Consider the following 25,466-nt stretch of genomic DNA (forward strand, 5'->3'; position numbering starts at 1 on the left):
ATGAGTATGGGAAAACTCTGGTTTGGCGGAAAGATTTATACAATGCAGCTTGAAGGGGATATGGCTGAAGCCCTTTATACAGAGAACGGGAAAATTATCGACCTGGGGGATAAATCAAATCTCGAAGCAACCTATAAACAGAGAATCACCGAGCGTATAGATCTCAAGGGAAAGACCATGCTTCCGGGCTTTGTGGACAGTCACATGCACCTTATTGGACACGGCGAATCTTTAATACGTCTTGACTTATCGGAATGTACTTCTAAAAATCAAGTATTTGAGGCACTTGTTAGATACGCAGAATTGCTAAAAGATAAAGAGTGGATAATTGGTGAAGGCTGGAATGAAAATCTCTGGGATAATCAAGAAATCATTCATCGCAAAGAGCTTGATCTGCTGGTACCGGATCGTCCTGTAATCTTAAAAAGAGTATGCCGCCATGCTTTGGCCAGCAATACAGCTGCCTTGGAGAGAGCAGGTATATTATCATCAGCTGTTGTTTGTCCTCCTGGAGGAGTCATTGAAAGAGATGAAAATGGCACTCCAACAGGGATTCTCAAAGATCAGGCTCAGGATTTATTGCTTTCGGCAGTGCCAGATGTCAGTGAAGAATATCTGAAAACGGCTCTTCGATCAGCCATAAAAAGTTCATATAAACTCGGTCTGACAGGAGTTCACACAGAGGATATGAATTACTATGGGAGCTTTAGCCAGACATACGGTGCCTTTCATAAAGTCATAGAAGAGGAAGGATATAGATTTAGAGCCCATCTGTTAATTCATCATGAAGTGGCCCATCAAATTGAGTTTGTCAAGGAGACAAATGCCTCATCAGCTTGGCTTGAATTTGGACCTGTGAAAATTTTTGCGGATGGTGCTCTTGGAGGGCGGACAGCGCTGTTAAGCCACCCCTATGCCGATGCTCCTGAAACACATGGGGTTGCAATATATACTCTGGCGCAGCTGAAGGCACTTGTGGGCAAAGCTCGCAGCCTTGGCCGGGCAGTAGCCATTCATACTATTGGAGACTTAGCTTTTGAATATGCTCTTGATGCAATTGAAGCGAACCCTTTAAAAGGAAATTTACGAGATCGGTTAATACATGCACAAATTTTAAGGAAGGATCTGATTGACCGAGCGAAGCAGCTTCCCATTGTGCTGGATATTCAGCCTCGATTTACGGCAACTGATTTTCCTTGGGTGATTGATCGGATTGGCAGAGATAACATGGAATTCTGTTACGCTTGGAAAACCTTGCTGGATGAAGGCGTACCGTGTGCAGGCGGTTCTGATGCACCGATTGAACCTGTTAACCCCTTACTTGGGATCCATGCAGCAGTCACGCGAACTAATCTTTCAGATCCAGATAAAATTGCTTATTATATTGATCAGGCTTTGACTGTATATGAAGCCGTGTCTCTTTTCACAAAAGGAAGTGCGTACGCTGCCTCTCATGAAAATTTTCGTGGTCAGATCAAACCTGGCTTTGATGCAGATTTCACTATATTTTATGATGATATTTTTGAGACAGCTCCAGATGACTTAGCAGACCTGAAAGTAGCTAAAACTGTGATCGGAGAAAGTACTGTATATGACGGAGACAATTAGAACTAGGGGACTATCCGGGAATAACATTACTTTTAATCGTTGAGATATTTATTTCTCGGAGTTTTGTTGACTCACTCATCATTCTTAAAAGTATTGCAATAATGGCATAATAATATAGTTGTTAAATCGTTCATTGCCACTCAAAGAGGGCAGACCTGACAAAAAATGTGTTGTCAGGTCTTTTTCTTTCGTTTTATAATTAATATTATTTCGAGACTAGAAAGAAAGGGGGATTTCATATGGATACTCAGGAACAAGAGCAGAGGATGGGAATTTTCTACGCAGGATTTGCATACGTACTGTGGGGGTTTTTACCGATCTATTGGAAATTGCTTAATGATATTTTGGCTTATGAAATTCTAGCTAACCGGGTTTTTTGGTCTTTGTTATTTATCCTTGTATTTCTTGTTTTATCAAAGAAGTGGGGAGTTTTTATTCAGACCTTTAGGGGCTTGGCTAAGAAGCCTCGCCAGTTACTCGCCCTAACCGCTGCCTCTTTATTAATTAGTACCAACTGGTTTTTTTACATATGGGCTGTCAATACAAATCAAATGGTAGAAGCAAGTTTGGGTTATTATATTAACCCTTTGGTAAGCGTCCTGCTGGGAATGATATTCCTGAAAGAACGGCTTTCCAAAGCCCAGTATATTAGCTTTGTATTGGCTGGTATAGGGGTTCTGATCCTGACGATCTCATATGGGAAGTTCCCATGGATTGCTGTAACCCTGGCTGCTTCTTTTGGATTGTACGGCCTTGCTAAAAAACTGATTAGGGTTGACTCAGCAATTGGGCTTGCTCTTGAAACAATGGTAGTAATGCCGATTGCTATCGGATACATGGCTTTCTTGTTTTATAAAGGAACAAATTCATTTATGAGCCTTTCAATCACGACCGATCTGCTGTTAATTGGGGCTGGTGCCGCAACAGCTGTACCTTTGTTGTATTTTTCAAAAGGGGCCCAGCGTATTCCACTCTCTATGCTTGGATTTTTACAGTATATTGCGCCGACAATAATGCTGATTTTAGGGATATTTGTATTTCATGAAAGTTTCTCAAAACTTCATTTATTATCGTTTACATTTATCTGGGGTGCCTTGACACTTTATTCCCTTTCTAGAACAAAATTAGCAACGGGCTGGCATCTAAAAAGGAAAAAAGGGCTAGAAATGTAAAGAGAGGTTCGTTTCCGAACCTCTCTTTTTTGCCGTATGTTTTTTGAAGAAAACCCGCTTCTTAGTCGGAGTCTCCAGTTTCTGCGTTTCTTACAGTCGGCTCCGCTTTTCATTGTCCAGCTCCAGCGCCTAGCTCCTCGAGTCGCTTCGGTCTTGCTGATGAAGTCAAAGTACGACTTCATCTCAAGCCCTCCAGCGCTTGTCGGAGCTGATCAAGGCGCTTCCGCTTTTCATTGTCCAGCTCCGCCTCCTAGGGGCTCGGGGTCATAAGTCAATCGCTTCTGAAGGCAAAGAATGCCTTCTGCCAGCGCTCGGCTTATGCCTGTCGCCCCTGGTCAGTCGGCTCCGCTTTTCATTGTCCAGCTCCAGCGCCTAGCTCCTCGAGTCGCTTCGGTCTTGCTGATGAAGTCAAAGTACGACTTCATCTTCAAGCCCTCCAGCGCTTGTCGGAGCTGATCAAGGCGCTTCCGCTTTTATTATAAAAATGTTCTTTTTACTTTTTCCCAGAATGAGTTATCTTTTAATTTTACTGTTTTGATTCTTTTGTCGCTTAGTTTGATATCGATTTTTTCTACATGCTGTATGCTTAATGCTTCATTATCTAACCCCATGGTTGGGTAATCGTTGCCGTCTTGAACAACTTTTAGGGTAAGAGTCCTCTCTTTGCTTAGAATAAAGGAGGAGCCAAGTGTGCGGTACCTGTTATTATTCACGGATGCCAGCTCACTTACCTGAAGGCATGGAAGGAGCGGATCAACAATTGAACCATTAAGAGATTTGTTATAGGCAGTACTGCCTGTTGGTGTTGCAACTACCATTCCATCTCCTCTGAAAGTTTCAAAGTGGAGTTCATCTATAAATACATCCATAACAAAGGTTTTGATAATAGATGAGCGGATGCTAAATTCATTTAAGCAGGAAAAAGCAGTTTCATCATCAATTGTCACATCCAGAATGGGATAGCGTCTGACCTCTATTTCGGTATTGGTAATGGCTTCGATCATTTTTGAGGTGTCTGTTAAATGGAAATCACAGTAAAGGCTAAGACTGCCGGTTGTGGAAATCCCGCCATATAAGCAGTCCTCTCTGTATCCTGTTTTTCTGACGGCCTGCAGGAAGGTGCCATCCCCCCCGATGCTGACTATTATATTCGCTTCTCTGAAGTCTTTTACAATTTTGAAGTTATATCGGTTTGCAATATCATATAAGGGTTCAACTTTTTCGATCATTTCAGAATCGGGCTTGTGGTAAAAATATATATTGCGGCGTTCAGGCATATCTATTCCTCCAGACATTTATGTAATCTCTTATATTGTTACCCATTTGCGGTAACTCTTTGCTAAAATATAGGGGATTGACACAAGTTTAACATGTATAAGGATTTTTTTAAAAGGACGACGCAATGAGAAAAATGAAGGAGGAAACAGCATTATGAGCGGAAAACGATGGGCAGCTCTTGGAATAGCAGCAGGGCTTTTCATAATATCGGCCGTTATCAACCTTTTATCGGTTTTTGCCTTTAACGAGGTTGATTCATCATTAACAGATTTCTTTGCCTCTACAGAAAAAGCCTTTGAAGAACAAATAATTGAAGAGGGCAATGGAATTAAAAAGATTGCTGTTCTGTCAGTGGACGGAGTGATACAGGATACAGGTGATGCAACATCATTTTTGCAAAGTCCCGGGTACAACCACCATTCTTTTATGGATCAGCTCGAGCACGCTAAGAATGACAAATCAGTCGCGGCTATTATCTTGAGAGTTAATTCTCCGGGAGGCGGAGTAGTGGAAAGTGCTCAGATTCATGACAAAATAAAAGAGATTAAAGAAGAAGCTAAAAAACCTGTCTATATTTCCATGGGTTCAATGGCCGCTTCTGGCGGTTATTACATAGCAGCACCGGCAGATAAGATCTATGCAAGTCCAGAAACCATTACTGGTTCCCTTGGAGTCATTATGCAGGGAGTAAATTATGCTGAACTTGCTGAAAAATATGGGGTCGAATTTGTGACTATTAAAAGCGGACCTTATAAAGATATTATGAGCTCAACCCGTGAAATGACCGCCGAGGAACGAGCAATATTGCAAAGTATGATAGACAATTCGTATGAAGGGTTTGTCAAAGTAATCTCGGAAGGACGAAACATGTCTGAAGAAAGAGTCAAGGAAATAGCGGATGGAAGGATATATGATGGCCGCCAAGCGATGGAGATAGATTTAATTGATGGTCATGGCTATTTTGATGATGTGGTGGAGGTCTTGAAAAAAGAACACAATCTCAAGGATGCTCAAGTGGTCAAGTACGAAGAAAATCTAGGATTCGGGTCGCTGTTTAGTATGGGGGCGCAGAAAATGTTTGGGCCTGATTTAGAAACAGCTGCCCTCACCAAGCTGCTTTCACAGCCTAACTCTCCACGTCTCATGTATCTTTATGCTGAATAGGAGGCTCGTCTTATGAGAGAAGATGACGTTTACAATCATAATGAACAACCAAATGAGAAAGCATCGCCAATGAGTTTTTCAGAAGATCAGCCGGCTGGAGAAGTAACCGATGAGAGCGGCGAACGTGGTAATCTGCTGACTGATTCACCGAGTGATAAGGGCACAATGAGATATGCTGGATTTTGGATGCGCTTTTGGGCTTACTCCTTAGACTTAATTGTTATTGGCAGCCTAAATCGTTTAATTCTAGCCCCATCGTTTCGGGCAGCAGGCCTTCCGTTGGCAGAAAGTAATATGTTAGCACCAATGGCAATCGCAACAGCGGTCATTTTTTACCTGTATTTTGTGCTAATGACCAAGCACTATGGCCAGACTCTTGGGAAAATGGCATTTGGTTTAAAAGTAGTGAACTTAAAAGGAAAACAGCTCACCTGGGGGACCGTACTGTTTCGTGAGTGGATTGGCAGATTTATATCAGTGACCATTTTAATAAGTTATATTATTGTTGCGTTCTTGCCGAAAAAACAGGGACTTCACGACCTTTTCGCGGATACGACTGTTGTTCATGAAAATTAATAATAAAAATAACCTTGCCATGCGGCAAGGTTTATTTTTTTTGAATCTGCCGATAATAAAGAGCTGAAAGGTGTGATCTTATTGTGCTCTGGTTATTGGCTGCCCTTACAGTTATTTTACTGGCTATCCTATTGATTTTGCTAACACGAGTCAGTATAACGTTTAGCTATTCGCAAGTTCTTAATGATGTTCAAATTCAAGTAGCTTTTAAAATGTGGTATGGACTTATTCGTTATAAATTGGATATCCCCTCAGTGAAAATGGAAGATTTTCCAGATTCAGTTGTTGTGGAAGAAAAAATAGAAAAGGGCAAGGATCAAACCGTTAGCCAAGAGACAATTAATTTAGAAACAGAGAATATGCTTGTTTTTTTTGAAGACATCAAAAGTTTTGTTGGCCATATAGCTGGGTTTCATAAGATAGTCCGCTATTTTTTAAAAAAGGTATCTTTGTACGATTTGCAATGGAACTCTGTTATTGGGATCGGTGAAGCCGCACATACAGGTGTCATGGCTGGTTCTTTTTGGGCTTTGAAAAGTGGTGTTTTAACTTTGCTTAGCCGATATATAAGACTGCGAACCATGCCCTCTGTATCTATTACACCGCATTTTCAGTTAATGACAGTCCAGACGAGTATTAAATGTATGATTCGGTTTCGAATCGGGCATGCTATTTTGGCAGGAATGAAAATGGTTAAATTCTGGAAAGCTGGCTGGCCAGAATTCAAGTCAAGGCCTTTTTCTGGCTTTTCTAGTAACAAAGCCAAGTCCGTGTAAACAAGGAGGAACCTCGAATGTCTGACCATCCAATTCAAGGACTTATGACGACTGCAATGGAAAATCTAAAAGAAATGATCGATGTAAATACGATCATTGGTGATCCGGTCGAGACTCCGGATGGCAGTGTTATTTTGACTGTTTCCAAAGTCGGTTTTGGGTTTGCTGCTGGAGGAAGCGAGTTTGTTTTAGATAGCTCGGGATCTTCAGATGAGCAGACAAAGCACCCATTTGGAGGAGGAAGCGGCGGTGGAGTTTCTATCACTCCGATTGCTTTCTTAATTGTTAGTTCTAAAGGGGTGAAAATGCTTCACCTTGATGAGAATACGCACCTGTATGAAAAGCTGCTCGATCTTGCTCCGCAAGCAGTTGATAAGATTCAACAGATGCTTTCCAAAAAAAGTGATTCACAAAAATCCGGCCAACAGGACGATAAGAAGCAGGATGATCAAAACAGCAAGAAAAAAGACGAACAGAATGATCAAAAAAACGATCAGAACAAAGAAAATAGTGGCAGCATGAAATTGGATGTTGAATTTTAATCTCCCAAGTTAACTTTCAAGGAAAGTTAACTTTTTAAATGGGCAAGAATGCGCATTGCCCCCTATTTTCCACCCTGAAGCAAAGCCTGAAAGTTCTGAAAGATAGTGGCTATTAATTGCAAAACAAACCTTAAAAAGCTATGATTTACACTGTACATATAAAGAAAAAGGAGATGACTGCGCATGGCATCTGTTACATTTAAAGGAAACCCAGTTACACTAATTGGAAATGAAGTTAAAGTTGGTGACAAAGCACCCGACTTTACCGTTCTTGCGAATGATTTAAGTAAGGTCACACTAGAAGATTCCAAAGGCCAGGTGAGATTGATCAGCGTCGTTCCTTCTGTTGATACGGGAGTTTGTGATGCACAGACAAGACGTTTTAACGAAGAATCTGCAGGGCTTGAAAATGTCAAAGTTTTAACTGTAAGTGTCGATCTTCCATTTGCCCAAAAACGCTGGTGCGGTGCAAACGGTATTGAAAATGTACAAACCTTATCTGACCATCGCGATCTTTCTTTTGGAGAAGCTTTCGGGGTGGCAATCCAGGAGCTGCGCTTATTAGCTAGAGCTGTATTTGTGGTGGATTCAGAAGACAAAGTAACATATGCTGAATATGTTAGTGAAGCAACAAACCATCCAAATTATGAGGCAGCAATCTCGGCAGCAAAAGAAGCAAAGTAAACTTAAAGGTTAAGGGGGAGGTGCAGACATGCAGCTCCTTTACTTATAAAAAAAGAAAGAAAGTATAAAATTTTGAACATTGACTGCTGTCTAGCTCCAGCGCCTAACGGCCTCGAGTCGCTTCGGTCCAGCTGATGAAGTCAAAGAACGACTTCACCTTCTGGCCCTCCAGCGTTTGTCGGGGGTTGTTCAAGGCGCTTGGGCTTTTTTTTCATTCCCCGTTATCGGCCTTCCTGACATAACACGTAAAGCCTTCCCTTATGCTTGTGATTCTTGCAAATTATCGATACAATAAAAAATTATATCAGCAGGAGGAGAATATTTTGAGCATTACTCCGGTAGAAACTCTGTTTGCTGTTTTTAACGAAACTGCCGAACAATTAGAGGAAGAATTATCTTGTACATACTTAGAAGCGCTTGCCGAGACGGGTGAAAATATCTTTCAAGGTACAATCTTGCAAGAGGAACTCAGCGAGCTGACCCAAAAAAGGCTTGCTAAAGATTATGAAAAGGTCAATCTTTCACAATATACAAACGAGGAAATACGAAAGGCTTTTCAGCTAACTATTTTAAAAGGCATGCAACAGAACACACAGCCTAACCATCAAATAACACCAGACTCGGTTGGCATGCTTATAGGATATTTAGCAGCAAAGTTTATAAAAAAGGAAACAATTCAGCTGTTGGATCCTGCAGTTGGATCGGGTAATTTATTATCAACCGTTATCAATCAGCTCTCAGACAGGAATATTGAGTCTGTTGGTGTGGAGATTGATGATCTCTTAATCAGACTAGCTTATATTAATGCTAACCTGCAAAAACATCCGATTCAGCTCTTTAATCAGGACAGCATTGAACCGCTGTTTATCGATCCAGCGGATGCCGTCATTTGTGATCTTCCGATAGGATTTTATCCAAATGATCTCAGAGCTTCAGATTTTGATGTTAAGTGGCAAGAAGGCCATACCTATGCACACCATCTGTTTATCGAACAAAGTACCCGACATACCAAACCGGGCGGATATTTGTTTCTTGTCATCCCTAACGGTCTTTTTGAAAGTGAACAATCGCCTGTACTCCATAATTTTATAAAAGAACATGTTAATATCCAGGCGCTGTTTCAACTTCCGGTATCAATGTTTAAAAACAAAGCAGCTTCCAAAAGCATTCTGATTTTGCAAAAGAAGTCTGAAGATGTTAAACCTCCTAAACAAGCCTTGCTTGCTGAACTGCCAAAGCTCTCAAATGCACAAGCGGTAGAAAGTATTTTTGCTAAAATTGATAAGTGGATAACTGATAATAAATAGGTATATAACTTAGACCGGTGTACATGCACCGGTCTTCTTGAGGTTATGAGAGGCAATGTTCGGGTAAAACAATTAAAAACTAACGGAATTGTCAAAGTATCAGAATAAATCTTTATTTCACTTGAAAACGGTACCAATTACTCATTCTCTTGAAATGTTAAAAAGACAGTGTTTAAATGGGGAATTAAGAGATATATTAGCCTTTGTTTGTGCAAAATAATGAGGTACGAATTAAGTATAGGCTGTATAAAAGGAGCGGTAAAATGGCAAAGATTATTGCAATTAATGCAGGAAGTTCTTCATTAAAATTCCAACTATTCGAGATGCCTGAGGAACATGTCATAACAAAAGGTATTATTGAAAGAATAGGCTTAAACGATTCGATTTTCACCATAACTGTTGATGGGGAGAAAAAGAAGGAAGTTACGGATATCCCTAACCATGAAGTAGCGGTCAATATGCTGCTCGATAAACTTACTGCTTTTGGGATCATTCAGTCTCTTAATGAAATTGAGGGAATTGGACACCGTGTAGTTCACGGCGGTGAGGAATTTAATGATTCTGTTATCATAGACGATTCAGTGCTAGAAAAGATTAATAAGCTGTCAGAGCTGGCACCATTACATAATCCAGCCAATATTACGGGTATAAAAGCTTTTGAGCAGGCGCTTCCTAATGTACCAGCTGTAGCGGTGTTTGACACAGCATTCCATCAAACGATGCCAGAAAACTCTTTTTTATATAGCCTTCCATACCAATATTATAAGAGTTATGGAATTCGGAAATATGGTTTCCACGGCACTTCTCATAAATATGTTTCCCAAAGAGCAGCTGAGATGCTGGGACGGCCAATTGAACATCTTCGATTAATTTCCTGTCACCTTGGAAATGGCGCTAGTATCGCTGCTATTGAAGCAGGAAAATCAATTGATACATCGATGGGCTTTACGCCGTTGGCTGGTGTTACAATGGGGACTCGCTCCGGTAATATTGATCCTGCGCTAATTCCATACATTATGGAAAAGACAGACAAAACCGCTGACGAAGTCCTTAATGTTCTTAATAAAGAGAGCGGAATGTTAGGCGTTTCAGGATTTTCAAGTGATCTTCGTGATATCGAAGATGAAGCATCAAAAGGAAACCAACGTGCAGAACTGGCCCTCCAAGTATTTGGAGATAGAATTCATAAATATATAGGCTCATATGCAGCACGTATGTCTGGTGTCGATGCTATTATTTTTACAGCAGGAATAGGTGAAAATAGTTCTGCCATTCGTGAACGTGTGCTGAGAGGTCTAGAGTTTATGGGTGTCTATTGGGATCCAGCTTTAAACAAAGTTCGTGGTGAAGAAGCTTTTATTAGTTATCCGCATTCGCCTGTTAAAGTTATGGTGATTCCGACTGATGAAGAAGTTATGATTGCCAGAGACGTTGTACGTTTTTCATAAAGTAATGGGCGGGAGACTTAATTGTTCTCGCCCATTTTTTACTTTTAACAAGCAACAGTGCCTGCCAGCTTTTTTAAAGGAATGTATTCGGACTCAGTGAAGCCATTTCCGGCTAGAGCTGTCCGAATGAGCCATGTATTCGGACTCAACGAAGCTATATCTGGCTAAAGCTGTCCGAATAGGCCATTACAGCTTTGTATTCAACTCCCAATTCCTACAACTCACTCGTTGTCCTCCAGTCCATACGTCACTTAACGGTCGCTTGCGCTTTTTTTGTCTAGCTCCAACGACCAGTGACTAGTGAACTTCGCCCACCTCTCTACGATAAGTCAACATCGAATCGCTTGTGCTCTTCGTGTTTCCTATATCTTAGGTCGTTGTCCTCCAGTCCATACGTCACTTAACGGTCGCTTGCGCTTTTTCTACCTAAAAAGTGTTTTATCGGTGATTATGCTATACTTAAAGAAATATTTGGTGTGCTTGGAGGTTTTTAGATATGGTTTTAACGGACCGCGAGAAGACCGTACTCAATGAAATAAAAGAGTGGGAAGAACAGCTCTACAGTTATGAACCGAATGATTTGGAACTTGCCTATGACAGGTTTCTGGATCGTTCTTTTTCGCTTTTGCCTAAGGAAGCCCAACAGCAGTTTTTTAATTCCTTTGACAATTGGCTTTTTCACTTGCATGCGCTAATTCAGGGCTCACAGCTGCAAATGGATGCAAAAGAACGAATCATGACAGCTGGACGTATTTTTAACGAAGAAATAGAATCAGTCAAAGATTTGAGAGCTTTATCGATTGATCAGCTCCAATACATAGCGCATCAACAGATAGCGCGACATCGCCTTTACTCCTTTGTCCAAGGCGGTTTAACTGGAACGGGAGGAGCTTTGATGCTTGGAGCGGATCTGCCTGCTATTGCTGCTGTGAATCTCCGCTCAGTGCAGCTGATTGCCATGACATATGGCTTTGAAGTCAATACGCCTTTTGAAATGATGACTTCTTTGAAAGTATTTCATGCTGCCACCCTCCCAGCGAGACTGCAGAGTGCAGGATGGGACGAGCTGATTCAGGACTTAGAGACGATGGAAGATAACTATTTTTATGAGGGCAAAGAGGATTTAACAGATCTTTCTTGGCTTGAACAGCCGATTAAACAGGTGTTTAAGGGTTTGGCTATCCTTCTGTTCCGCAAGAAAAGTGTTCAGGGATTACCGGTCATCAGTATGGCTATTGGAGCTGGATCGAACTATCAGATGACAAGGAGAGTTACCGATTTTGCACATAAATTCTATCAAAAGAGATATTTTTTAGAGAAAGGTGTATCCTCCCATGAGCAATTTTGAACACAAGCAGGCAGCGCCGAAGCAAGTTCGATGTATGGTAATTACGGTTAGCGACACGAGAAACGAGAACACAGACAAAAGTGGCCGTCTTATAATTCAGCTTCTGGAAGAAGCAGGGCATACTGTCAATGCCTATTCTATTGTAAAAGATGATGCAGAAGCTATTAGGACATCGGTATTGCAGGGCAGTGAAAATCCGGAAATCGATGCAGTTGTCACTAATGGGGGCACTGGCATAGCAAAAAGAGATGTCACCATTGAAACAGTTCAAGGTTTATTTGAGAAGGAAATTACTGGATTCGGAGAGCTTTTTAGAATATTAAGTTACCAGGAGGATATTGGGTCAGCTGCAATACTTTCCAGAGCTGCAGCCGGAGTCATTAATGACAAAGCAGTTTTTTGTACGCCTGGCTCAACCGGTGCCGTCAAGTTGGCTATGAATAAATTGATTTTACCCGAGCTTGGACATGTCATCCAGGAACTAAAAAAGGATTTATAAGCAGAAAACCCCGCTTGAATTAGAGCGGGGTTTTTATTGATGGACTTTTGTTTGAATATCCTGGTGAGTTCTGTACCAAAGCCACAAATCGTTGATGATGGATGCTAACTCGGCTATCTCATAATTTAATTGGCAAGATCGATTAAAATCTTGCTCATCAGATAACTCGGCCTGTTTCGAGTTTATTTTGTGCTCCAAATCGGAGATGCGATCCGGAATCGAGCCGCGTATTTTTTCCCAATAAAGAAGTATATCCTGCTGTGTTCTAACACTGAAATTGTCCCAGGCCTCTTTAAAAGCAGGAATAGGAATTCCCAGCCGGTTGTCCTTCTTAAAATACTGTTCCATCTTGCCGCCCCCAAAAACTTTTGTATGCCCCTATTCTACTATATTAGTGCTGGCATGTCTTGAACTACCCGCCACTTAGCGGCCTTGGTTTGATTGAAGTGGGGAATGCCTAAAATCGTAAAGTATCGCTTTTGTTCCCTCTTAGATATACAAAACTCACAAAGGCCCTGTTGGATAGACAAGCTGGAAAAGGTAAGATAATTATTAAAATCTTACATGCATTTAATGTTTGTTAGTCAGAAACATTCCGGAATCGAGTTTGTACCCTCCTTGTTTTGTATAAATTGTCTTCTGCACAGAAGCCGATTTTAAGAATAAGATTGTAATTCTTATAATAAACTTATTCTTTCCTAAACTTTGAAAACCTTAATATACGGGCACTCTTAACAATTTTATTCATAATTTATTAAAGACTTTTAAAAAAGGGATTGAAATTTGTGCGGAAAACTGGTAGATTTTTATTAATGTTGAATAAAAATATATATAACTGTATAAATATTCAAAGTTGAAAAGGGGTTTTTAAACATGAACAAACAAAAAGTGGTACTCGCATATTCAGGTGGACTTGATACGTCCGTTGCAATAAAGTGGCTTCAGGAACAGGGATACGCTGTTGTCGCCTGCTGCCTCGATGTTGGAGAAGGAAAAGATCTTGATTTTATAAAAGAAAAAGCGATTAAAGTTGGAGCGGTTGAATCTTACGTAATTGATGCCAGACAAGAATTTGCAGATGAGTTTGCTTTGATAGCATTACAGGCTCACACGCTTTATGAAGGAAAATATCCGCTCGTATCCGCGTTATCCCGTCCGTTAATCGCAAAGAAGCTGGTTGAGGTTGCTGAAGCGGAAGGAGCTGTTGCAGTTGCACACGGCTGTACTGGAAAAGGGAACGACCAAGTAAGGTTTGAAGTTTCAATATCGGCATTAAACCCTGACCTTCAGGTATTAGCTCCAGTTAGAGAATGGAAATGGTCGAGGGAAGAAGAGATCGAATATGCTAAACAAAACAATATTCCTATTCCTATAAACTTAAACAGCCCGTTCTCGATTGACCAGAATTTATGGGGACGCAGCAATGAATGCGGAGTTCTTGAAGATCCTTGGGCAGCACCGCCAGAAGAGGCTTATGATTTAACCGTTAGCCTTGAAGATGCTCCTGACACTTCAGACACGTTGGAAATTGCATTTGAGCAAGGCGTGCCTGTAAGTTTAAATGGGAAGAAACTGCCATTATATGAATTAATTCTTGAACTGAACGGTCTAGCAGGTAAGCATGGGGTTGGAAGAATCGATCATGTTGAAAATCGCCTGGTCGGGATAAAGTCTCGTGAGATTTACGAATGTCCGGGAGCTATAACACTTATAAAAGCTCATAAGGAGCTGGAAGATATTACGCTTGTAAAAGAACTTGCTCACTTCAAACCAGTTATTGAAAAGAAAATTACTGAGCTAATTTATGAGGGATTATGGTTTTCGCCGCTGCGTAACGCACTTGAAGCATTTTTAAAGGAAACTCAACAACACGTAACAGGAGTGGTTAGAGTCAAGCTCTTCAAGGGGCATGCCATTGTAGAAGGGAGAAAATCTCCTTACTCTTTATACGATGAGAAACTGGCGACCTATACATCTGATGATGCATTTGATCATAGCGCAGCCGTTGGATTCATTAATCTATGGGGGCTGCCAACGAAAGTTCAAAGTATTGTACAAAACAAGAAGGTGACAGTGTGAAAAAATTATGGGGCGGGAGATTCACTGCTACAGCAGAAGAGTGGGTCGAAGAGTTTGGCGCCTCAATATCTTTTGACCAAGAATTAGTGCTTGAGGATATTGAAGGAAGCCTGGCGCATGTATTAATGCTTGAAAAGTGCGGTATTATCTCCAAAGAAGACCGTAATGCCATTGTAACTGGCTTAAAGGAGTTAAAAGAAAGTGCGGTTAAGGATGAGTTAACCTACTCCCTTGAACTTGAAGATATCCATTTAAACCTGGAAAGTAAGCTAACGAACAAGATCGGCCCGGCTGGCGGAAAGCTTCATACCGCCAGGAGCCGTAATGATCAGGTTGCTGTTGATATGCATTTATATTTGCGCAGGGAGATCGAAGAAATCATAGGGTTAATTGGAGAATTCCAAGAAGCCCTGCTTTCCCAGGCAAAAGACAATATAGAAACCATTATGCCTGGTTATACTCACTTGCAAAGAGCTCAGCCGATCTCTTTTGCCCATCATCTAATGGCTTACTTTTGGATGCTTGACAGAGACAAGCAGCGCTTAAGTGAGGGACTTAAGAGAGTCAACAAGTCGCCGCTTGGGGCTGGAGCGCTTGCAGGAACGACTTTTCCAATCGATCGTCACTATACAGCAGACCTTCTTGGATTTGACGGGATTTACGAAAATAGCTTGGATGCAGTCAGTGATAGAGACTTCATAATTGAATTCCTGTCTTCAAGTTCAATCATGATGATGCACTTATCAAGGCTTTCTGAAGAAATGATTTTATGGTCAACCCAAGAGTTTGGCTTCATCGAATTGGATGATCGCTTTGCAACAGGAAGCAGTATTATGCCGCAAAAGAAGAACCCTGACATGGCTGAACTTATCCGCGGAAAGACCGGGAGAGTATATGGGAGCATGATCGGCCTGCTAACGGTTTTAAAAGGCCTGCCTCTCGCTTATAACAAGGACATGCAGGAAGACAAAGAAGGTATGTTTGATACCGTTAAAACGGTAAAGGGCTCCTTGAAAATCTTTGCCGGTATGATTAATACAATGGCGGTAAATAAAGAGGCTATGGGGAACGCGGTTAAAAAGGATTTCTCTAATGCAACTGAATTGGCTGATTACTTAGCTGGGAAGGGCTTGCCATTTAGAGAGGCTCATGAAGTGGTTGGAAAGCTTGTTTTGGAATGCATTCAGCGAAGCTGTTATCTTGCCGACTTGCCAATTGAAGAGTTTAAATCAGCCAGCTCGTTATTTGAACCAGATATATATGAAGTATTAAGTCCTTACGAGGCTGTGAAAAGAAGAATCAGCAGCGGAGGCACCGGGTTTAGTGAGGTAACCGCGATGATTGCTAAGGCAGAACAAACCCTAAAAGAAAAATAACAGCACACAGCCTGGGATGGCTGCGTGCTTCTTTTTTGTTTGTTAGTCAGAGAGTTATATGTCTTTTGGAGTTCGAACGATTAGAACATCACAAGCTGCATAGCGGGTTATATGTTCGGAAACACTCCCAATAATCAAACGCTCTACAGCATTCATCCCTGTTGCACCGCAAATGATTAAATCAGCTTGGTATTTTCTAGCAACCTCTTTTGCAATCTTCACTCTTGGGGAACCGTAGTCGATTTCATAGGTAACATTTTCGACTCCTTGCTCGATTGCATCATGCTTATAGCTTTCCATAAGCTGAGTAGCAAAGCGTTCCGCCCGTTCTGCGATGGTTCGGTCGTAGGCCTCAACGGTAGCAAATGTTCGGAGATCAACAATGTGGGTCAGGACAATCCTCGCAGAGTTTCGCTTGGCAATTTCAATTGCCTTTTTAAAAGCCCAAGCAGCTTCCTTAGAACCATCCACGGCAACTAAAATGTTTTTGTACATCAGTCCCATAGTACTCTCCTCCTTTATTTAATTATACAATATTTGCTAACGTATATCCTTGACAATCTAATGAACACTAAAGAAGGACTAAAGAGAAGGGGGGCAAAAAAGATGAAAAACGAAGGACCAAAAGGACAGTCTTCTTTAATTTACGATGAGCAGGGAGCAGGGCAGGTTAGCAGACAGATAATGGATTCTTATAACAGTGGTGTGCTAGACCCAGCAGAACATAAAATGAAGCTTGGCATAACAGATGACACCGAGGAGAGCTTACACTGATAATCGGGCTGATCAAGCCCGATTTTTTTTATGGATTAATTCTAAGTACAGTGGCTAGTGGTTTCCCTCACCGCTACTAACTCAACACCTGGTTGCTTTACTATTGTTAAATGAGAAAGATGGGTACAAAAGTGTTTTTAAAAACATACTATGGTGGTATAGAAGAACGGTCAACATTGCTAATATGGGGGGGCGGTGATCATGCGTATTGGTGTGCCTGTCGAATTAAAGAATAATGAGAATAGAGTAGCGATAACGCCTTCAGGGGTAGTAACCCTTATTTCTTCGGGCCATGATGTATTTATTGAAACGAATGCAGGAGCTGGGTCGGGATTTACTGACGAAGACTATAGAAAGGCCGGCGCTGCAATTGTTCCGTCTGCTAAAGAAGCTTGGTCCAATGAAATGGTCATGAAAGTAAAAGAGCCTCTCCCCTCAGAGTATCAATATTTCCGTGAAGGATTAATATTGTTTACATATTTGCATCTAGCCGCGGATCCGCAGCTAACAAAATCTTTATTAGATCATAAAGTTATTGGAATTGCTTACGAGACTGTACAGCTTTCTAATGGATCACTTCCATTATTAACTCCTATGAGTGAAGTAGCCGGAAGAATGTCTGCTCAAATAGGAGCCCAGTTTTTAGAGAAAGTACATGGAGGGATGGGCATCCTGCTTTCGGGTGTACCGGGAGTGCAGAGGGGACGGGTTACAATTATTGGCGGGGGTATAGCAGGAACGAATGCAGCAAAAATGGCGATCGGATTGGGAGCTAGAGTAACAATTATTGATCTGAACCCTGAACGTCTACGGCAGCTTGATGATATTTTTGGCAATGATGTTACAACATTGATATCAAATCCGTATAATATTGCTGATGCGGTAAAGCAGTCAGATCTTGTGATTGGAGCCGTTTTAATTCCCGGGGCAAAGGCACCAAGGCTTGTGACAGCTGAGATGGTTAAGTCAATGAAAAGAGGTTCAGTAATCGTTGATATTGCGATTGACCAGGGAGGGTTATTTGAGACAACTGGCCGGATTACGACCCACGATAAACCGACTTACGAAATGTATGGCGTAGTGCATTACGCAGTTGCTAATATGCCAGGCGCCGTACCTCGGACTTCCACCATTGCGCTTACTAATGTAACAGTACCGTTTGCCTTGCAAATTGCAAATAACGGCTACAAACAGGCTTGCCTTGATAATGAAGCATTATTAAAAGGAATTAATACACTGAATGGCACTGTGACGTACAAGGCAGTTGCCGACGCTCAAAACCTCCAATATACTAATGCTGAAGCTCTTTTAAAGAGGATGAATTAAAACTTACAAGCTTAAAAATAAATGACACAATTTTTTTCCATTGACGAATGGGCTGTCTTTCTATTATAGTTACCTTTGTTAATTAAATAATTAAATATTAAACGTCCCCGTTTACGGGAGAGGTTCATAGCGAACACCCTCTATAAAAAACTATGGATTTGAATTTATTCAGCCATATCCTAGGAGGATATGGCTTTTTATTTTCATAGCCGCTGTTTTTTGCTATGCCTCCTCGTTACGGTCAGACAAGGAGGTTTTTTTTATGGCAGGAAGAAAAAGTGAAGAAATGCAGGATTTAACGCTGCTAGGAAATCAAGGAACAAAGTATGCATTCGATTATGCTCCGGAGGTTTTGGAGTCATTTGATAATAAGCACCCATATCGGGATTATTTTGTTAAGTTTAATTGCCCAGAGTTTACGAGCCTTTGTCCGATCACAGGCCAGCCTGACTTTGCTACTATCTATATCAGTTATATACCAGATGTAAAAATGGTAGAAAGTAAGTCATTAAAATTGTATTTATTTAGCTTTAGGAATCATGGAGATTTCCATGAAGACTGCATGAACATTATTATGAACGATTTAATTAAGCTAATGGATCCAAAATATATTGAGGTTTGGGGAAAATTTACTCCTAGGGGCGGTATTTCAATCGATCCTTATACCAACTATGGAAAGCCAGGAACAAAATATGAACAAATGGCCGAGCATCGGCTTATGAATCATGATATGTATCCTGAAAAAGTGGATAACCGTTAGGAAAGGAAGATAAGTCATGCTCTTATATTTGAATGCTTTATTTGCAGGATTATTAATTCTGTCGAATATCCTGGCAGTAAAGCTATTTTCCCTTGGTGAGTGGGGGGTTCTTCCTGCAGCGGTCATTGTTTATGTTTTTACGTATCCAATCACCGATATTATTGGGGAAGTTTATGGAAAGGATGCAGCTAGACAGACGGTAAAAGCCGGTCTTTTAACACAAATAGCTGCAGTTATTTTTATCTTTGCAGCGATTCAGCTGCCGGAGGCATCATTTTTCACCATGCAGCCCGAGTTTGAGTCTATTTTAAGCGGGAGCATTCGTATTACGATTGCAAGCCTGGTATCATATATGATCAGCCAAAACTTTGATGTCTTTGTGTTTCACAAACTAAAAGAAAAGCATGGAGATAAAAAGCTATGGCTTAGAAATAACCTTTCAACTTCATTGAGCCAGCTAGCTGATACAAGCCTGTTCATCTTAATTGCGTTTTATGGCACAATGCCTTTTGCGGCCTTGCTTGGCCTAATTGTAACTCAGTATGTTTTTAAAGTTGCTGTAGCCCTGGTAGACACGCCGTTGGTCTATTTTATAGTTAAACTGTGCAAAAAGGAAAAAAGTTCCCAGCTGAACATAGCTGGGTAAAAAGAGCAGCCGCGAAGGCTGCTCTTTCTTTTTCAAGCTGCGGCAGCATTTGGATTACACCCTTAGTGCCACTTTTTTTAGTAGTCCATTTTTAGATGATTTTCAGTTCCTTTGGATACTTTGTTAAGGTTTCAAATCCGTTGGCTGTCACTAGGACATCATCTTCAATTCTGACTCCTGCTACATCCGGGACGTAAATTCCCGGCTCAATAGTAAAAACCATTCCCTCTTTAAGTTCTAAGGGGTTGGTTTCTGTGATTGAAGGATATTCGTGGACACTTATTCCTAATCCATGCCCTAGCCTATGGGGAAAATGATCTCCATAGCCAGCTGCTGCAATTTCCTTCCTCGCTGTCTGATCAAGCTCCATACAAGTGACTCCGGGCCTTACAATAGACAAAGACTTAAGTTGTGCTCGCAGCACAGCATCATAAATCTCTTGCTGCTGCTGATTAATTTCACCAAATGCCAAGGTCCGTGTTATATCTGAACAATAGCCATCTAGCACAACCCCAAGGTCAAATAAAACAAGATCTCCGCGGCTGATTTTGGTAAGTCCAGGAGTCCCGTGGGGAGCTGCCGCGTTTTTTCCGGTTAATACCATTGTGGAAAAGGACATCTCGGAGATACCTTTCCTTTTTAACTCATACTCAACCGCTGCGAGTATATCCATTTCCGTTTTGCCTTCGCTTAGTTCGGCAGCTCCCACTTCAATAGCGTAGTCGGCCAGCTGGCAGGCTTCGCGCAGGGTGGCTAATTCCTTAACATCCTTCACCATACGGAGCTGGTGAAGCTTTTCTTCCGCTGATAGAAAAACAGCTTTGGGGAATAAGTGAGTAAAAGCCTCAAATCGCTCAACGTTCATGTGCTCTTTCTCAATGGAAATCGTCCGGACATTTGAAACTCGCTTCCCTATTGCTTGTTTTGTGAGCTCCCAAGGATTGTCAGTATCACTGTGGCTAACAACTTCATGACTCCAGCCAGACTTTCTAGCGTTACCGGCGTCCATCCCGGGACAAATGAGAAATGGTTCGATATCCTGAAAAACGGCCATGCCCAGCAGCCTTTCATGTGCCTCGCTGTAAAAACCGCTTAAATAAAATACATTTTCCTTTGATGTAATAAAACACACATCTACATTATTTTCCTTCATCCAGTCCGACAACTGGCTTATACGGTCTGACATTTTGAATTCCCCCTCACATGACTTAGTTCGAGATTAGCAGAAAAGCGACTAAAAAGTAAACTTTTAAAATAGTTATAGAATGGGTAAAAAGGGGATAACAGCAGGAAGCAGGTTCCTTTGTGTGGAAAGTAATATAGAGGACACAAAAGCTTGGTATTTCTAGACATCATTTTTAATTATGAAGGGAGACAGAAGGATGAAAGTATTTTATCACGGCCATTCAGTGGTCAAAATTGAAACGAATGGGAAGACGATATTAATTGATCCGTTTATTAGTGGAAACCCGCTTACAGACCTTGATGCAAGCCAGGTGAAACCAGATGTAATTTTACTTACACATGGGCATAGCGACCATCTCGGAGATACGGTAGAGTTGGCTAAAAGAAATGGAGCACTTGTTGTTGCCAATTTTGAATTAGCTACATATTTAAGCTGGCAGGGAGTTGAAACCCACGGCATGCATATTGGTGGAGCATATGAATTTGATTTTGGAAAAGTAAAGCTCACTCAAGCATTTCATGGATCCGGTTTAGTTACTGATAATAATGAGATTATTTACTTGGGTATGCCAGCTGGCATTCTTTTTACAGCAGAAGGAAAGACTGTTTACCACGCGGGAGACACAGGGCTATTCTCTGACATGAAACTGATAGGGGAACGACACCCGATTGATTTGGCGTTTCTGCCAATTGGTGATAATTTCACAATGGGTCCCGAGGATGCAGCTCTTGCAGCGGAGTTTTTGCAAGCGAAACAGGTTGTGCCTGTGCATTTCAACACCTTTCCGCCTATTAAACAGGATCCACATAAATTCATTAATATGTTAAAGCCTGAGACCGGTAAAGTACTTGAAGCAGGGGAATTTATTGAACTATAATTCTGCCTTAAGCATTAATTTATCGGCAAGCAATTAATTTTTTCCTCCGTGAGAGCATAGATATAAAACAAGCCTTAAAATCTGGAGGAGATTATGAAAAAGAACCGATATATTTTATGTTTACTGTTGAGTGCGTTCATGCTCTATTTTGCGGTCCCCAGACTTTCTATTACAGCCTCAGGCCTTGATGGTTTATTTTCAATTGCTTGGCTTGGCTTAGCACTTTGTGTGGTCGCAGGTAATCTAACCGCTTTGCTCTATTCTGCAAATAAAAGAGCTAAAGAGCCCGCGCGAAAGACTGTTCAGGGAGTTAAAAGCAGAAGCCGTGTTTATTAGAGATCCATTTTATTGCCGGTACTGAGACATATCGAATTGAATCAAGACCTTATTCACCTTATAATAAGAAAGAACGATTAGCAGCGGAATATGATTATAAAGGGTGAAGGGTCTTGGCTACGAAGCATGAACAAATCTTACAATATATTGATGAGCTTCCGATAGGTGAAAAAATTTCGGTCCGGCAGATCGCCAAGGCGCTGACTGTCAGTGAAGGAACGGCATACAGAGCGATTAAGGATGCAGAGAACAAAGGGTATGTCAGCACTATTGAACGAGTTGGAACGATTAGGATTGAAAGGAAGAAGAAAGAGAATATCGAGAGGCTGACGTTTGCCGAGGTCGTTAATATAGTGGACGGACAAGTTCTGGGAGGAAAAGCAGGACTGCATAAGACACTCAATAAGTTTGTAATTGGAGCAATGAAGCTTGAAGCTATGATGCGTTATACCGAGGCAGGAAATCTGCTGATAGTCGGCAACAGGACCAAAGCTCATGAACTAGCCCTAAAGGCAGAAGCAGCTGTTTTGATTACAGGGGGATTTGATACAGACGAATCTGTTAAGAAGCTCGCGGACGAGCTCCAGCTCCCCATCATCTCAACTAGCTATGATACATTCACAGTCGCAACAATGATAAATCGTGCCATATACGATCAATTAATAAAAAAAGAAATTGTATTGGTTGAGGACATTCTAACTCCTATACCAGAGACAGTCTTCTTGAAAACAACTGACCCTGTTTCGGTTTGGTATGGCTATAAAGAGGAAACCCAGCACAGCCGCTTTCCTGTTGTTGACCAAAATATGAAGGTGCAAGGAATGGTGACCTCAAAGGATATTATGGGACATGACCCAAAAACGATAGTTGAAAAGGTGATGACAAAAAATCCAATGACAGTCAGCCTCAAAACAAGTGTAGCTTCTTCAGCACATATGATGGTGTGGGAGGGTATTGAGGTTATCCCAGTGGTTGATGATAACAATAAGCTTGAAGGAATCGTCAGCAGACAGGATGTTCTAAAAGCCTTGCAAATGGTTCAAAGGCAGCCGCAAATGGGTGAAACGATTGATGATATTGTAACTAGCCAAATTGTTCTTTCAAGAGGGAAGACAAAGGGGAAAGAAGAGGATATTTTCAAATGTGATGTGACTCCACAAATGACAAATCACCTCGGAACAATATCTTATGGTGTTTTTACTACAATTGTTGCAGAAGCGGCTAACCGCGTCTTGAGGAATTATAAAAAAGGCGACTTGGTTGTTGAGAATATGACAGTATACTTTATAAGGCCTGTTCAAATTGATAGTACGATTGAAATACATCCGAAAGTTCTCGAAGTAGGGAGAAAGTTTGGGAAAGTTGATGTTGAGGCTTATAACGAAGGCACTTTAGTCGGTAAAGCAATGATGATGTGCCAGCTATTAGACCGGCAATAATAAAAGCGGAGCCGACTGTACAGAAACGAGAAAACTGGAGGCTTCGACAAAGCAGCGGTTTATGCTGCTGAAGGAGGAGCAGAAGTTTTCCGAGTTTCTAGGAGGCGCAGCTGGACAAATAAAAGCGGAAGCGCCTTGTCCAGCTCCGAAAAGCGCTGGAGGGCCTGAAGATGAAGTCGCTTTTTGACTTCATCAGCTAGATCGAAGCGACTCGAGAAGCTAGGAGGCGTAACTGTAAAAGCGCGGGAGGACCTGAGATGAAGGGGTTCCTAGTGGTAAAAGAGATTAAATTACAAAGAAGCCGTTTCATATTGAAACGGCTTCTTGCTAAAAGGCCTGATGGCTAATTATTGTTTCTTGCATCTGCGGCTTCCTTTGCAGCATATGGAAGGTAATGCTGGTAAGATTTAAAGCCTGTCCAGACGTTAAGCGTGCCTAGAATTATAAATACGGCTGCAACGATATAGGTAACTGTCGTTTGGAAAAGGAACAATTGATTTAGGCCAAATAAGCCTACGAACATCCCGAGTGCTATTCTGGATTTAGAGGAGATCCAGTCCTTTTCTATAGGCCGATTGCTTCGGACGTACTTAATTTTATAAAATACATATAAAGAGAATGAGATGACGATTAAAACAACTAGAACAGGCATTTTACAACTCCTCCAAATATAAAAATCATCTACTATTTTAACGGTTATTTGAGTGAAATGCCATAGTTCAACATAAATAACTCTTTGCAAATAAGAAAAAAGGAGTCTGTTATGAAACAAAAGATTTTAGAGGCGATCCAAAAATATGAAAAGATTATCATCCATCGCCATGTTAGACCGGATCCGGATGCCTATGGGTCTCAGGGGGGCCTTGCGGAAATATTAAGAGCTTCCTACCCTGAGAAGACGATTTACACTGTTGGGCAGGAAGAACGAACCCTTAATTTCTTGCGTCGTTTAGATCATATTCCGGATAATGCTTACGAAGGGGCGCTCGTAATTGTATGCGACACTGCAAATAAGGAGCGAATATGTGACAGCCGGTATACTCTCGGAGAGTTGCTTGTGAAAATCGACCACCATCCAAATGAAGATCCATATGGTGACTTGATTTGGGTTGACACGACAGCAAGTTCTGTCAGCGAAATGATCTATGAATTCTATTTGTTTGGAAAAGAGCAAGGTCTCAAAATATCTGATGAAGCTGCCCGCCTCCTTTATGCTGGGATCGTTGGAGATACAGGCCGGTTTCTTTATCCAAGCACAACCGAAAAAACGTTTATGTACGCAGGTGATTTAATCCATTTTAATTTTTCACGAACAGAGCTTTACGACAAAATGTACGAGTTGCCGCCCAACTTGGTGAAACTTAACGGCTATGTTCTGCAAAATTTTGAAGTCTTGCCTGGAGGAGCAGCCTTTATGATTATGAATCAAGAACTCCTTCAAACTTTCTCAGTAGTTCCTTCAGAAGCATCTCTGTTAGTTAGTAATTTAGGTGATGTAGCGGGAATCAAAGCATGGGCTTATTTTATTGAAGAGGACGACCAAATTCGTGTGAGACTCCGTTCCAAAGGTCCTATAATAAACAAAATTGCGCAGAAATACAAAGGGGGAGGACATCCGCTTGCGGCCGGGGCATCGATTTACTCTTGGGATGAGGTTGAACAAGTAATGCAGGACCTTGTTACGGCCTGTAATCACTACTAAGCTGTCATTTATATTTCGTAAAAACGGCCCAGGAATTGACCTGGGCTGTTTTGGTTTTCTTATTCAAGATAAATTTCGAGTTGGATCGAGACCTTTGTGTAAACAAACAAAGTCTTTACCTCAAGACGGTATCTTTTTTGGTTTATACGAACGATCTTATTTTCAATGGCTCTTTTTACTAAGTCCCTGCTTTTAAACACGGTGTCCAGGTCCTTTGCCATCATCATATCGATATCGTCCTTAACGTCCTGTTCAACTTCAAACACGCTTAAAGAATCTAGCTTATATCTCTCTGAGTTAACAATTTTAACTGATATCTCTTGAACCGTTAACAATTCTTCGTTTTGCTTGTTGAGTGCCTTGAAGTCCTCCTGCCATATTTCCTTCTCCTTTATAAGCTTCTCGATTTGCTCTTCCTGGTCTCGGTTTTCTTTCGTCTTTCTTTCCATCCATACTCCATGAATGTATAGAAAAATAAACCAGCTGACAATTGCCCCGACTGCCATGCCAGCAAAGAATCTTTGCCAAGACTGGCTTCGATAGTACGGTGGGATACGCATCGG

27 protein-coding genes and 1 riboswitch are annotated in these 25,466 nt (G+C 41.3%); of the genes, 21 read left to right on the forward strand and 6 right to left on the reverse strand.

Annotated features, from left to right (window positions below; translation table 11 throughout):
- Positions 1-6 precede the first annotated feature (6 nt).
- Together HRJ06_RS04330 and rarD are read left to right on the forward strand one after the other, a co-directional pair.
- The gene (locus HRJ06_RS04330) at positions 7-1,608 is read left to right on the forward strand and encodes an amidohydrolase (protein WP_174729474.1); all 1,602 of its coding nucleotides are present in this window, start codon (positions 7-9) and stop codon (positions 1,606-1,608) included.
- A gap of 239 nt (positions 1,609-1,847) precedes the next feature.
- Positions 1,848-2,780, forward strand: a complete 933-nt coding sequence (gene rarD, locus HRJ06_RS04335; protein WP_174729477.1) for an EamA family transporter RarD — start codon at positions 1,848-1,850, stop codon at positions 2,778-2,780.
- Between the two features lie 476 nt (positions 2,781-3,256).
- Here the strand turns inward: rarD and HRJ06_RS04340 are convergent, their stop codons facing one another.
- Positions 3,257-4,057 (reverse strand): NAD kinase, encoded by an 801-nt coding sequence (locus HRJ06_RS04340; RefSeq protein WP_174730222.1) that lies wholly within the window; start codon positions 4,055-4,057, stop codon positions 3,257-3,259.
- Between the two features lie 154 nt (positions 4,058-4,211).
- Here HRJ06_RS04340 and sppA point away from each other — a divergent pair, with 154 nt between their 5' ends.
- The 9 genes from sppA (at position 4,212) to HRJ06_RS04385 (ending at position 12,402) form a co-directional block, all read left to right on the forward strand.
- Entirely contained in the window at positions 4,212-5,222 is a 1,011-nt protein-coding gene (gene sppA / locus HRJ06_RS04345; protein ID WP_174729480.1) for a signal peptide peptidase SppA, read from the forward strand.
- Positions 5,223-5,387: 165 nt separating this feature from the next.
- The gene (locus HRJ06_RS04350) at positions 5,388-5,798 is read left to right on the forward strand and encodes an RDD family protein (protein WP_422392713.1); all 411 of its coding nucleotides are present in this window, start codon (positions 5,388-5,390) and stop codon (positions 5,796-5,798) included.
- Positions 5,799-5,881: 83 nt separating this feature from the next.
- Positions 5,882-6,574, forward strand: coding sequence for a DUF2953 domain-containing protein (locus tag HRJ06_RS23565; protein ID WP_174729483.1), 693 nt, complete (start codon positions 5,882-5,884; stop codon positions 6,572-6,574).
- A 17-nt stretch (positions 6,575-6,591) separates the two neighbouring features.
- Positions 6,592-7,116, forward strand: coding sequence for a GerW family sporulation protein (ytfJ, locus tag HRJ06_RS04360; RefSeq protein ID WP_242035135.1), 525 nt, complete (start codon positions 6,592-6,594; stop codon positions 7,114-7,116).
- Between the two features lie 183 nt (positions 7,117-7,299).
- Positions 7,300-7,800, forward strand: a complete 501-nt coding sequence (tpx, locus tag HRJ06_RS04365; protein WP_174729486.1) for a thiol peroxidase — start codon at positions 7,300-7,302, stop codon at positions 7,798-7,800.
- 323 nt (positions 7,801-8,123) lie between these two features.
- The gene (locus tag HRJ06_RS04370; protein ID WP_174729489.1) at positions 8,124-9,107 is read left to right on the forward strand and encodes a class I SAM-dependent methyltransferase; all 984 of its coding nucleotides are present in this window, start codon (positions 8,124-8,126) and stop codon (positions 9,105-9,107) included.
- Positions 9,108-9,370: 263 nt separating this feature from the next.
- On the forward strand, positions 9,371-10,555 hold the full coding sequence (locus HRJ06_RS04375) for an acetate kinase (RefSeq protein WP_174729492.1): 1,185 nt from the start codon (positions 9,371-9,373) through the stop codon (positions 10,553-10,555).
- Between the two features lie 496 nt (positions 10,556-11,051).
- The gene (locus HRJ06_RS04380) at positions 11,052-11,903 is read left to right on the forward strand and encodes an EcsC family protein (RefSeq protein ID WP_174729495.1); all 852 of its coding nucleotides are present in this window, start codon (positions 11,052-11,054) and stop codon (positions 11,901-11,903) included.
- Positions 11,890-12,402 carry a MogA/MoaB family molybdenum cofactor biosynthesis protein gene (locus HRJ06_RS04385; protein WP_174729498.1) on the forward strand — a complete coding sequence of 171 codons (513 nt, stop codon included), beginning with the start codon at positions 11,890-11,892 and terminating at the stop codon, positions 12,400-12,402. The genes HRJ06_RS04380 and HRJ06_RS04385 overlap by 14 nt, the downstream gene beginning before the upstream one ends.
- Positions 12,403-12,435: 33 nt before the next feature.
- On the opposite strand, the gene HRJ06_RS04390 is transcribed toward HRJ06_RS04385, so the two are convergent.
- Positions 12,436-12,750 (reverse strand): hypothetical protein, encoded by a 315-nt coding sequence (locus HRJ06_RS04390; RefSeq protein WP_174729500.1) that lies wholly within the window; start codon positions 12,748-12,750, stop codon positions 12,436-12,438.
- Positions 12,751-13,275: 525 nt separating this feature from the next.
- Here HRJ06_RS04390 and HRJ06_RS04395 point away from each other — a divergent pair.
- A complete protein-coding gene (locus HRJ06_RS04395) occupies positions 13,276-14,481 on the forward strand; it encodes an argininosuccinate synthase (protein ID WP_174729503.1) in 1,206 nt (401 codons plus the stop codon).
- The gene (gene argH / locus HRJ06_RS04400; RefSeq protein WP_174729506.1) at positions 14,478-15,857 is read left to right on the forward strand and encodes an argininosuccinate lyase; all 1,380 of its coding nucleotides are present in this window, start codon (positions 14,478-14,480) and stop codon (positions 15,855-15,857) included. Before HRJ06_RS04395 ends, argH begins: the two co-directional genes overlap by 4 nt.
- Positions 15,858-15,911: 54 nt before the next feature.
- Here argH and HRJ06_RS04405 read toward each other — a convergent pair whose 3' ends face one another.
- Positions 15,912-16,361, reverse strand: a complete 450-nt coding sequence (locus HRJ06_RS04405; RefSeq protein ID WP_174729509.1) for a universal stress protein — start codon at positions 16,359-16,361, stop codon at positions 15,912-15,914.
- A gap of 102 nt (positions 16,362-16,463) precedes the next feature.
- On the opposite strand from HRJ06_RS04405, the gene HRJ06_RS04410 reads away from it, so the two are divergent.
- The 4 genes from HRJ06_RS04410 to HRJ06_RS04425 all read left to right on the forward strand — a co-directional run bounded on the left by HRJ06_RS04410 (position 16,464) and on the right by HRJ06_RS04425 (position 19,363).
- A complete protein-coding gene (locus tag HRJ06_RS04410; RefSeq protein WP_174729512.1) occupies positions 16,464-16,631 on the forward strand; it encodes a hypothetical protein in 168 nt (55 codons plus the stop codon).
- Positions 16,632-16,832: 201 nt separating this feature from the next.
- A complete protein-coding gene (gene ald, locus HRJ06_RS04415; RefSeq protein ID WP_174729515.1) occupies positions 16,833-17,957 on the forward strand; it encodes an alanine dehydrogenase in 1,125 nt (374 codons plus the stop codon).
- A 113-nt stretch (positions 17,958-18,070) separates the two neighbouring features.
- Positions 18,071-18,117: riboswitch (PreQ1 riboswitch) on the forward strand.
- 102 nt (positions 18,118-18,219) lie between these two features.
- Positions 18,220-18,717 (forward strand): preQ(1) synthase, encoded by a 498-nt coding sequence (gene queF / locus HRJ06_RS04420; protein ID WP_174729518.1) that lies wholly within the window; start codon positions 18,220-18,222, stop codon positions 18,715-18,717.
- A gap of 16 nt (positions 18,718-18,733) precedes the next feature.
- Positions 18,734-19,363 carry a queuosine precursor transporter gene (locus tag HRJ06_RS04425; RefSeq protein ID WP_174729521.1) on the forward strand — a complete coding sequence of 210 codons (630 nt, stop codon included), beginning with the start codon at positions 18,734-18,736 and terminating at the stop codon, positions 19,361-19,363.
- 91 nt (positions 19,364-19,454) lie between these two features.
- Here HRJ06_RS04425 and HRJ06_RS04430 read toward each other — a convergent pair whose 3' ends face one another.
- Positions 19,455-20,549 carry a M24 family metallopeptidase gene (locus tag HRJ06_RS04430; protein ID WP_174729524.1) on the reverse strand — a complete coding sequence of 365 codons (1,095 nt, stop codon included), beginning with the start codon at positions 20,547-20,549 and terminating at the stop codon, positions 19,455-19,457.
- 196 nt (positions 20,550-20,745) lie between these two features.
- On the opposite strand from HRJ06_RS04430, the gene HRJ06_RS04435 reads away from it, so the two are divergent.
- From HRJ06_RS04435 to HRJ06_RS04445, 3 genes are all read left to right on the forward strand, one after another.
- Complete coding sequence (locus HRJ06_RS04435; RefSeq protein ID WP_174729527.1) at positions 20,746-21,426, forward strand: metal-dependent hydrolase; 681 nt, start codon at positions 20,746-20,748, stop codon at positions 21,424-21,426.
- Positions 21,427-21,519: 93 nt separating this feature from the next.
- Entirely contained in the window at positions 21,520-21,762 is a 243-nt protein-coding gene (locus tag HRJ06_RS04440) for a hypothetical protein (RefSeq protein WP_174729530.1), read from the forward strand.
- 113 nt (positions 21,763-21,875) lie between these two features.
- On the forward strand, positions 21,876-23,201 hold the full coding sequence (locus tag HRJ06_RS04445) for a CBS domain-containing protein (RefSeq protein WP_174729533.1): 1,326 nt from the start codon (positions 21,876-21,878) through the stop codon (positions 23,199-23,201).
- A gap of 343 nt (positions 23,202-23,544) precedes the next feature.
- On the opposite strand, the gene HRJ06_RS04450 is transcribed toward HRJ06_RS04445, so the two are convergent.
- Entirely contained in the window at positions 23,545-23,853 is a 309-nt protein-coding gene (locus HRJ06_RS04450) for a YtpI family protein (RefSeq protein WP_174729536.1), read from the reverse strand.
- Positions 23,854-23,964: 111 nt separating this feature from the next.
- On the opposite strand from HRJ06_RS04450, the gene HRJ06_RS04455 reads away from it, so the two are divergent.
- On the forward strand, positions 23,965-24,903 hold the full coding sequence (locus HRJ06_RS04455) for a DHH family phosphoesterase (RefSeq protein ID WP_174729539.1): 939 nt from the start codon (positions 23,965-23,967) through the stop codon (positions 24,901-24,903).
- 59 nt (positions 24,904-24,962) lie between these two features.
- Here HRJ06_RS04455 and ytrI read toward each other — a convergent pair whose 3' ends face one another.
- A complete protein-coding gene (gene ytrI / locus HRJ06_RS04460) occupies positions 24,963-25,463 on the reverse strand; it encodes a sporulation membrane protein YtrI (RefSeq protein ID WP_174729542.1) in 501 nt (166 codons plus the stop codon).
- Positions 25,464-25,466: the final 3 nt, after the last annotated feature.

The organism is Mesobacillus harenae, assembly GCF_013343715.1.
Classification (GTDB): Bacteria; Bacillota; Bacilli; order Bacillales; family Cytobacillaceae; genus Mesobacillus_A; species Mesobacillus_A harenae.

Bases quoted from the DNA above. Each gene is read 5' to 3' on its own strand.
- HRJ06_RS04330 (WP_174729474.1), top strand. From the start codon at position 7: ATGGGAAAACTCTGGTTTGGCGGAAAGATTTATACAATGCAGCTTGAA.
- rarD (WP_174729477.1), top strand. From the start codon at position 1,848: ATGGATACTCAGGAACAAGAGCAGAGGATGGGAATTTTCTACGCAGGA.
- HRJ06_RS04340 (WP_174730222.1), bottom strand. From the start codon at position 4,057: ATGCCTGAACGCCGCAATATATATTTTTACCACAAGCCCGATTCTGAA.
- sppA (WP_174729480.1), top strand. From the start codon at position 4,212: ATGAGCGGAAAACGATGGGCAGCTCTTGGAATAGCAGCAGGGCTTTTC.
- HRJ06_RS04350 (WP_422392713.1), top strand. From the start codon at position 5,388: ATGAGATATGCTGGATTTTGGATGCGCTTTTGGGCTTACTCCTTAGAC.
- ytfJ (WP_242035135.1), top strand. From the start codon at position 6,592: ATGTCTGACCATCCAATTCAAGGACTTATGACGACTGCAATGGAAAAT.
- tpx (WP_174729486.1), top strand. From the start codon at position 7,300: ATGGCATCTGTTACATTTAAAGGAAACCCAGTTACACTAATTGGAAAT.
- HRJ06_RS04375 (WP_174729492.1), top strand. From the start codon at position 9,371: ATGGCAAAGATTATTGCAATTAATGCAGGAAGTTCTTCATTAAAATTC.
- HRJ06_RS04380 (WP_174729495.1), top strand. From the start codon at position 11,052: ATGGTTTTAACGGACCGCGAGAAGACCGTACTCAATGAAATAAAAGAG.
- HRJ06_RS04385 (WP_174729498.1), top strand. From the start codon at position 11,890: ATGAGCAATTTTGAACACAAGCAGGCAGCGCCGAAGCAAGTTCGATGT.
- HRJ06_RS04390 (WP_174729500.1), bottom strand. From the start codon at position 12,750: ATGGAACAGTATTTTAAGAAGGACAACCGGCTGGGAATTCCTATTCCT.
- HRJ06_RS04395 (WP_174729503.1), top strand. From the start codon at position 13,276: ATGAACAAACAAAAAGTGGTACTCGCATATTCAGGTGGACTTGATACG.
- HRJ06_RS04405 (WP_174729509.1), bottom strand. From the start codon at position 16,361: ATGGGACTGATGTACAAAAACATTTTAGTTGCCGTGGATGGTTCTAAG.
- HRJ06_RS04410 (WP_174729512.1), top strand. From the start codon at position 16,464: ATGAAAAACGAAGGACCAAAAGGACAGTCTTCTTTAATTTACGATGAG.
- ald (WP_174729515.1), top strand. From the start codon at position 16,833: ATGCGTATTGGTGTGCCTGTCGAATTAAAGAATAATGAGAATAGAGTA.
- queF (WP_174729518.1), top strand. From the start codon at position 18,220: ATGGCAGGAAGAAAAAGTGAAGAAATGCAGGATTTAACGCTGCTAGGA.
- HRJ06_RS04425 (WP_174729521.1), top strand. From the start codon at position 18,734: ATGCTCTTATATTTGAATGCTTTATTTGCAGGATTATTAATTCTGTCG.
- HRJ06_RS04430 (WP_174729524.1), bottom strand. From the start codon at position 20,549: ATGTCAGACCGTATAAGCCAGTTGTCGGACTGGATGAAGGAAAATAAT.
- HRJ06_RS04435 (WP_174729527.1), top strand. From the start codon at position 20,746: ATGAAAGTATTTTATCACGGCCATTCAGTGGTCAAAATTGAAACGAAT.
- HRJ06_RS04440 (WP_174729530.1), top strand. From the start codon at position 21,520: ATGAAAAAGAACCGATATATTTTATGTTTACTGTTGAGTGCGTTCATG.
- HRJ06_RS04450 (WP_174729536.1), bottom strand. From the start codon at position 23,853: ATGCCTGTTCTAGTTGTTTTAATCGTCATCTCATTCTCTTTATATGTA.
- HRJ06_RS04455 (WP_174729539.1), top strand. From the start codon at position 23,965: ATGAAACAAAAGATTTTAGAGGCGATCCAAAAATATGAAAAGATTATC.
- ytrI (WP_174729542.1), bottom strand. From the start codon at position 25,463: ATGCGTATCCCACCGTACTATCGAAGCCAGTCTTGGCAAAGATTCTTT.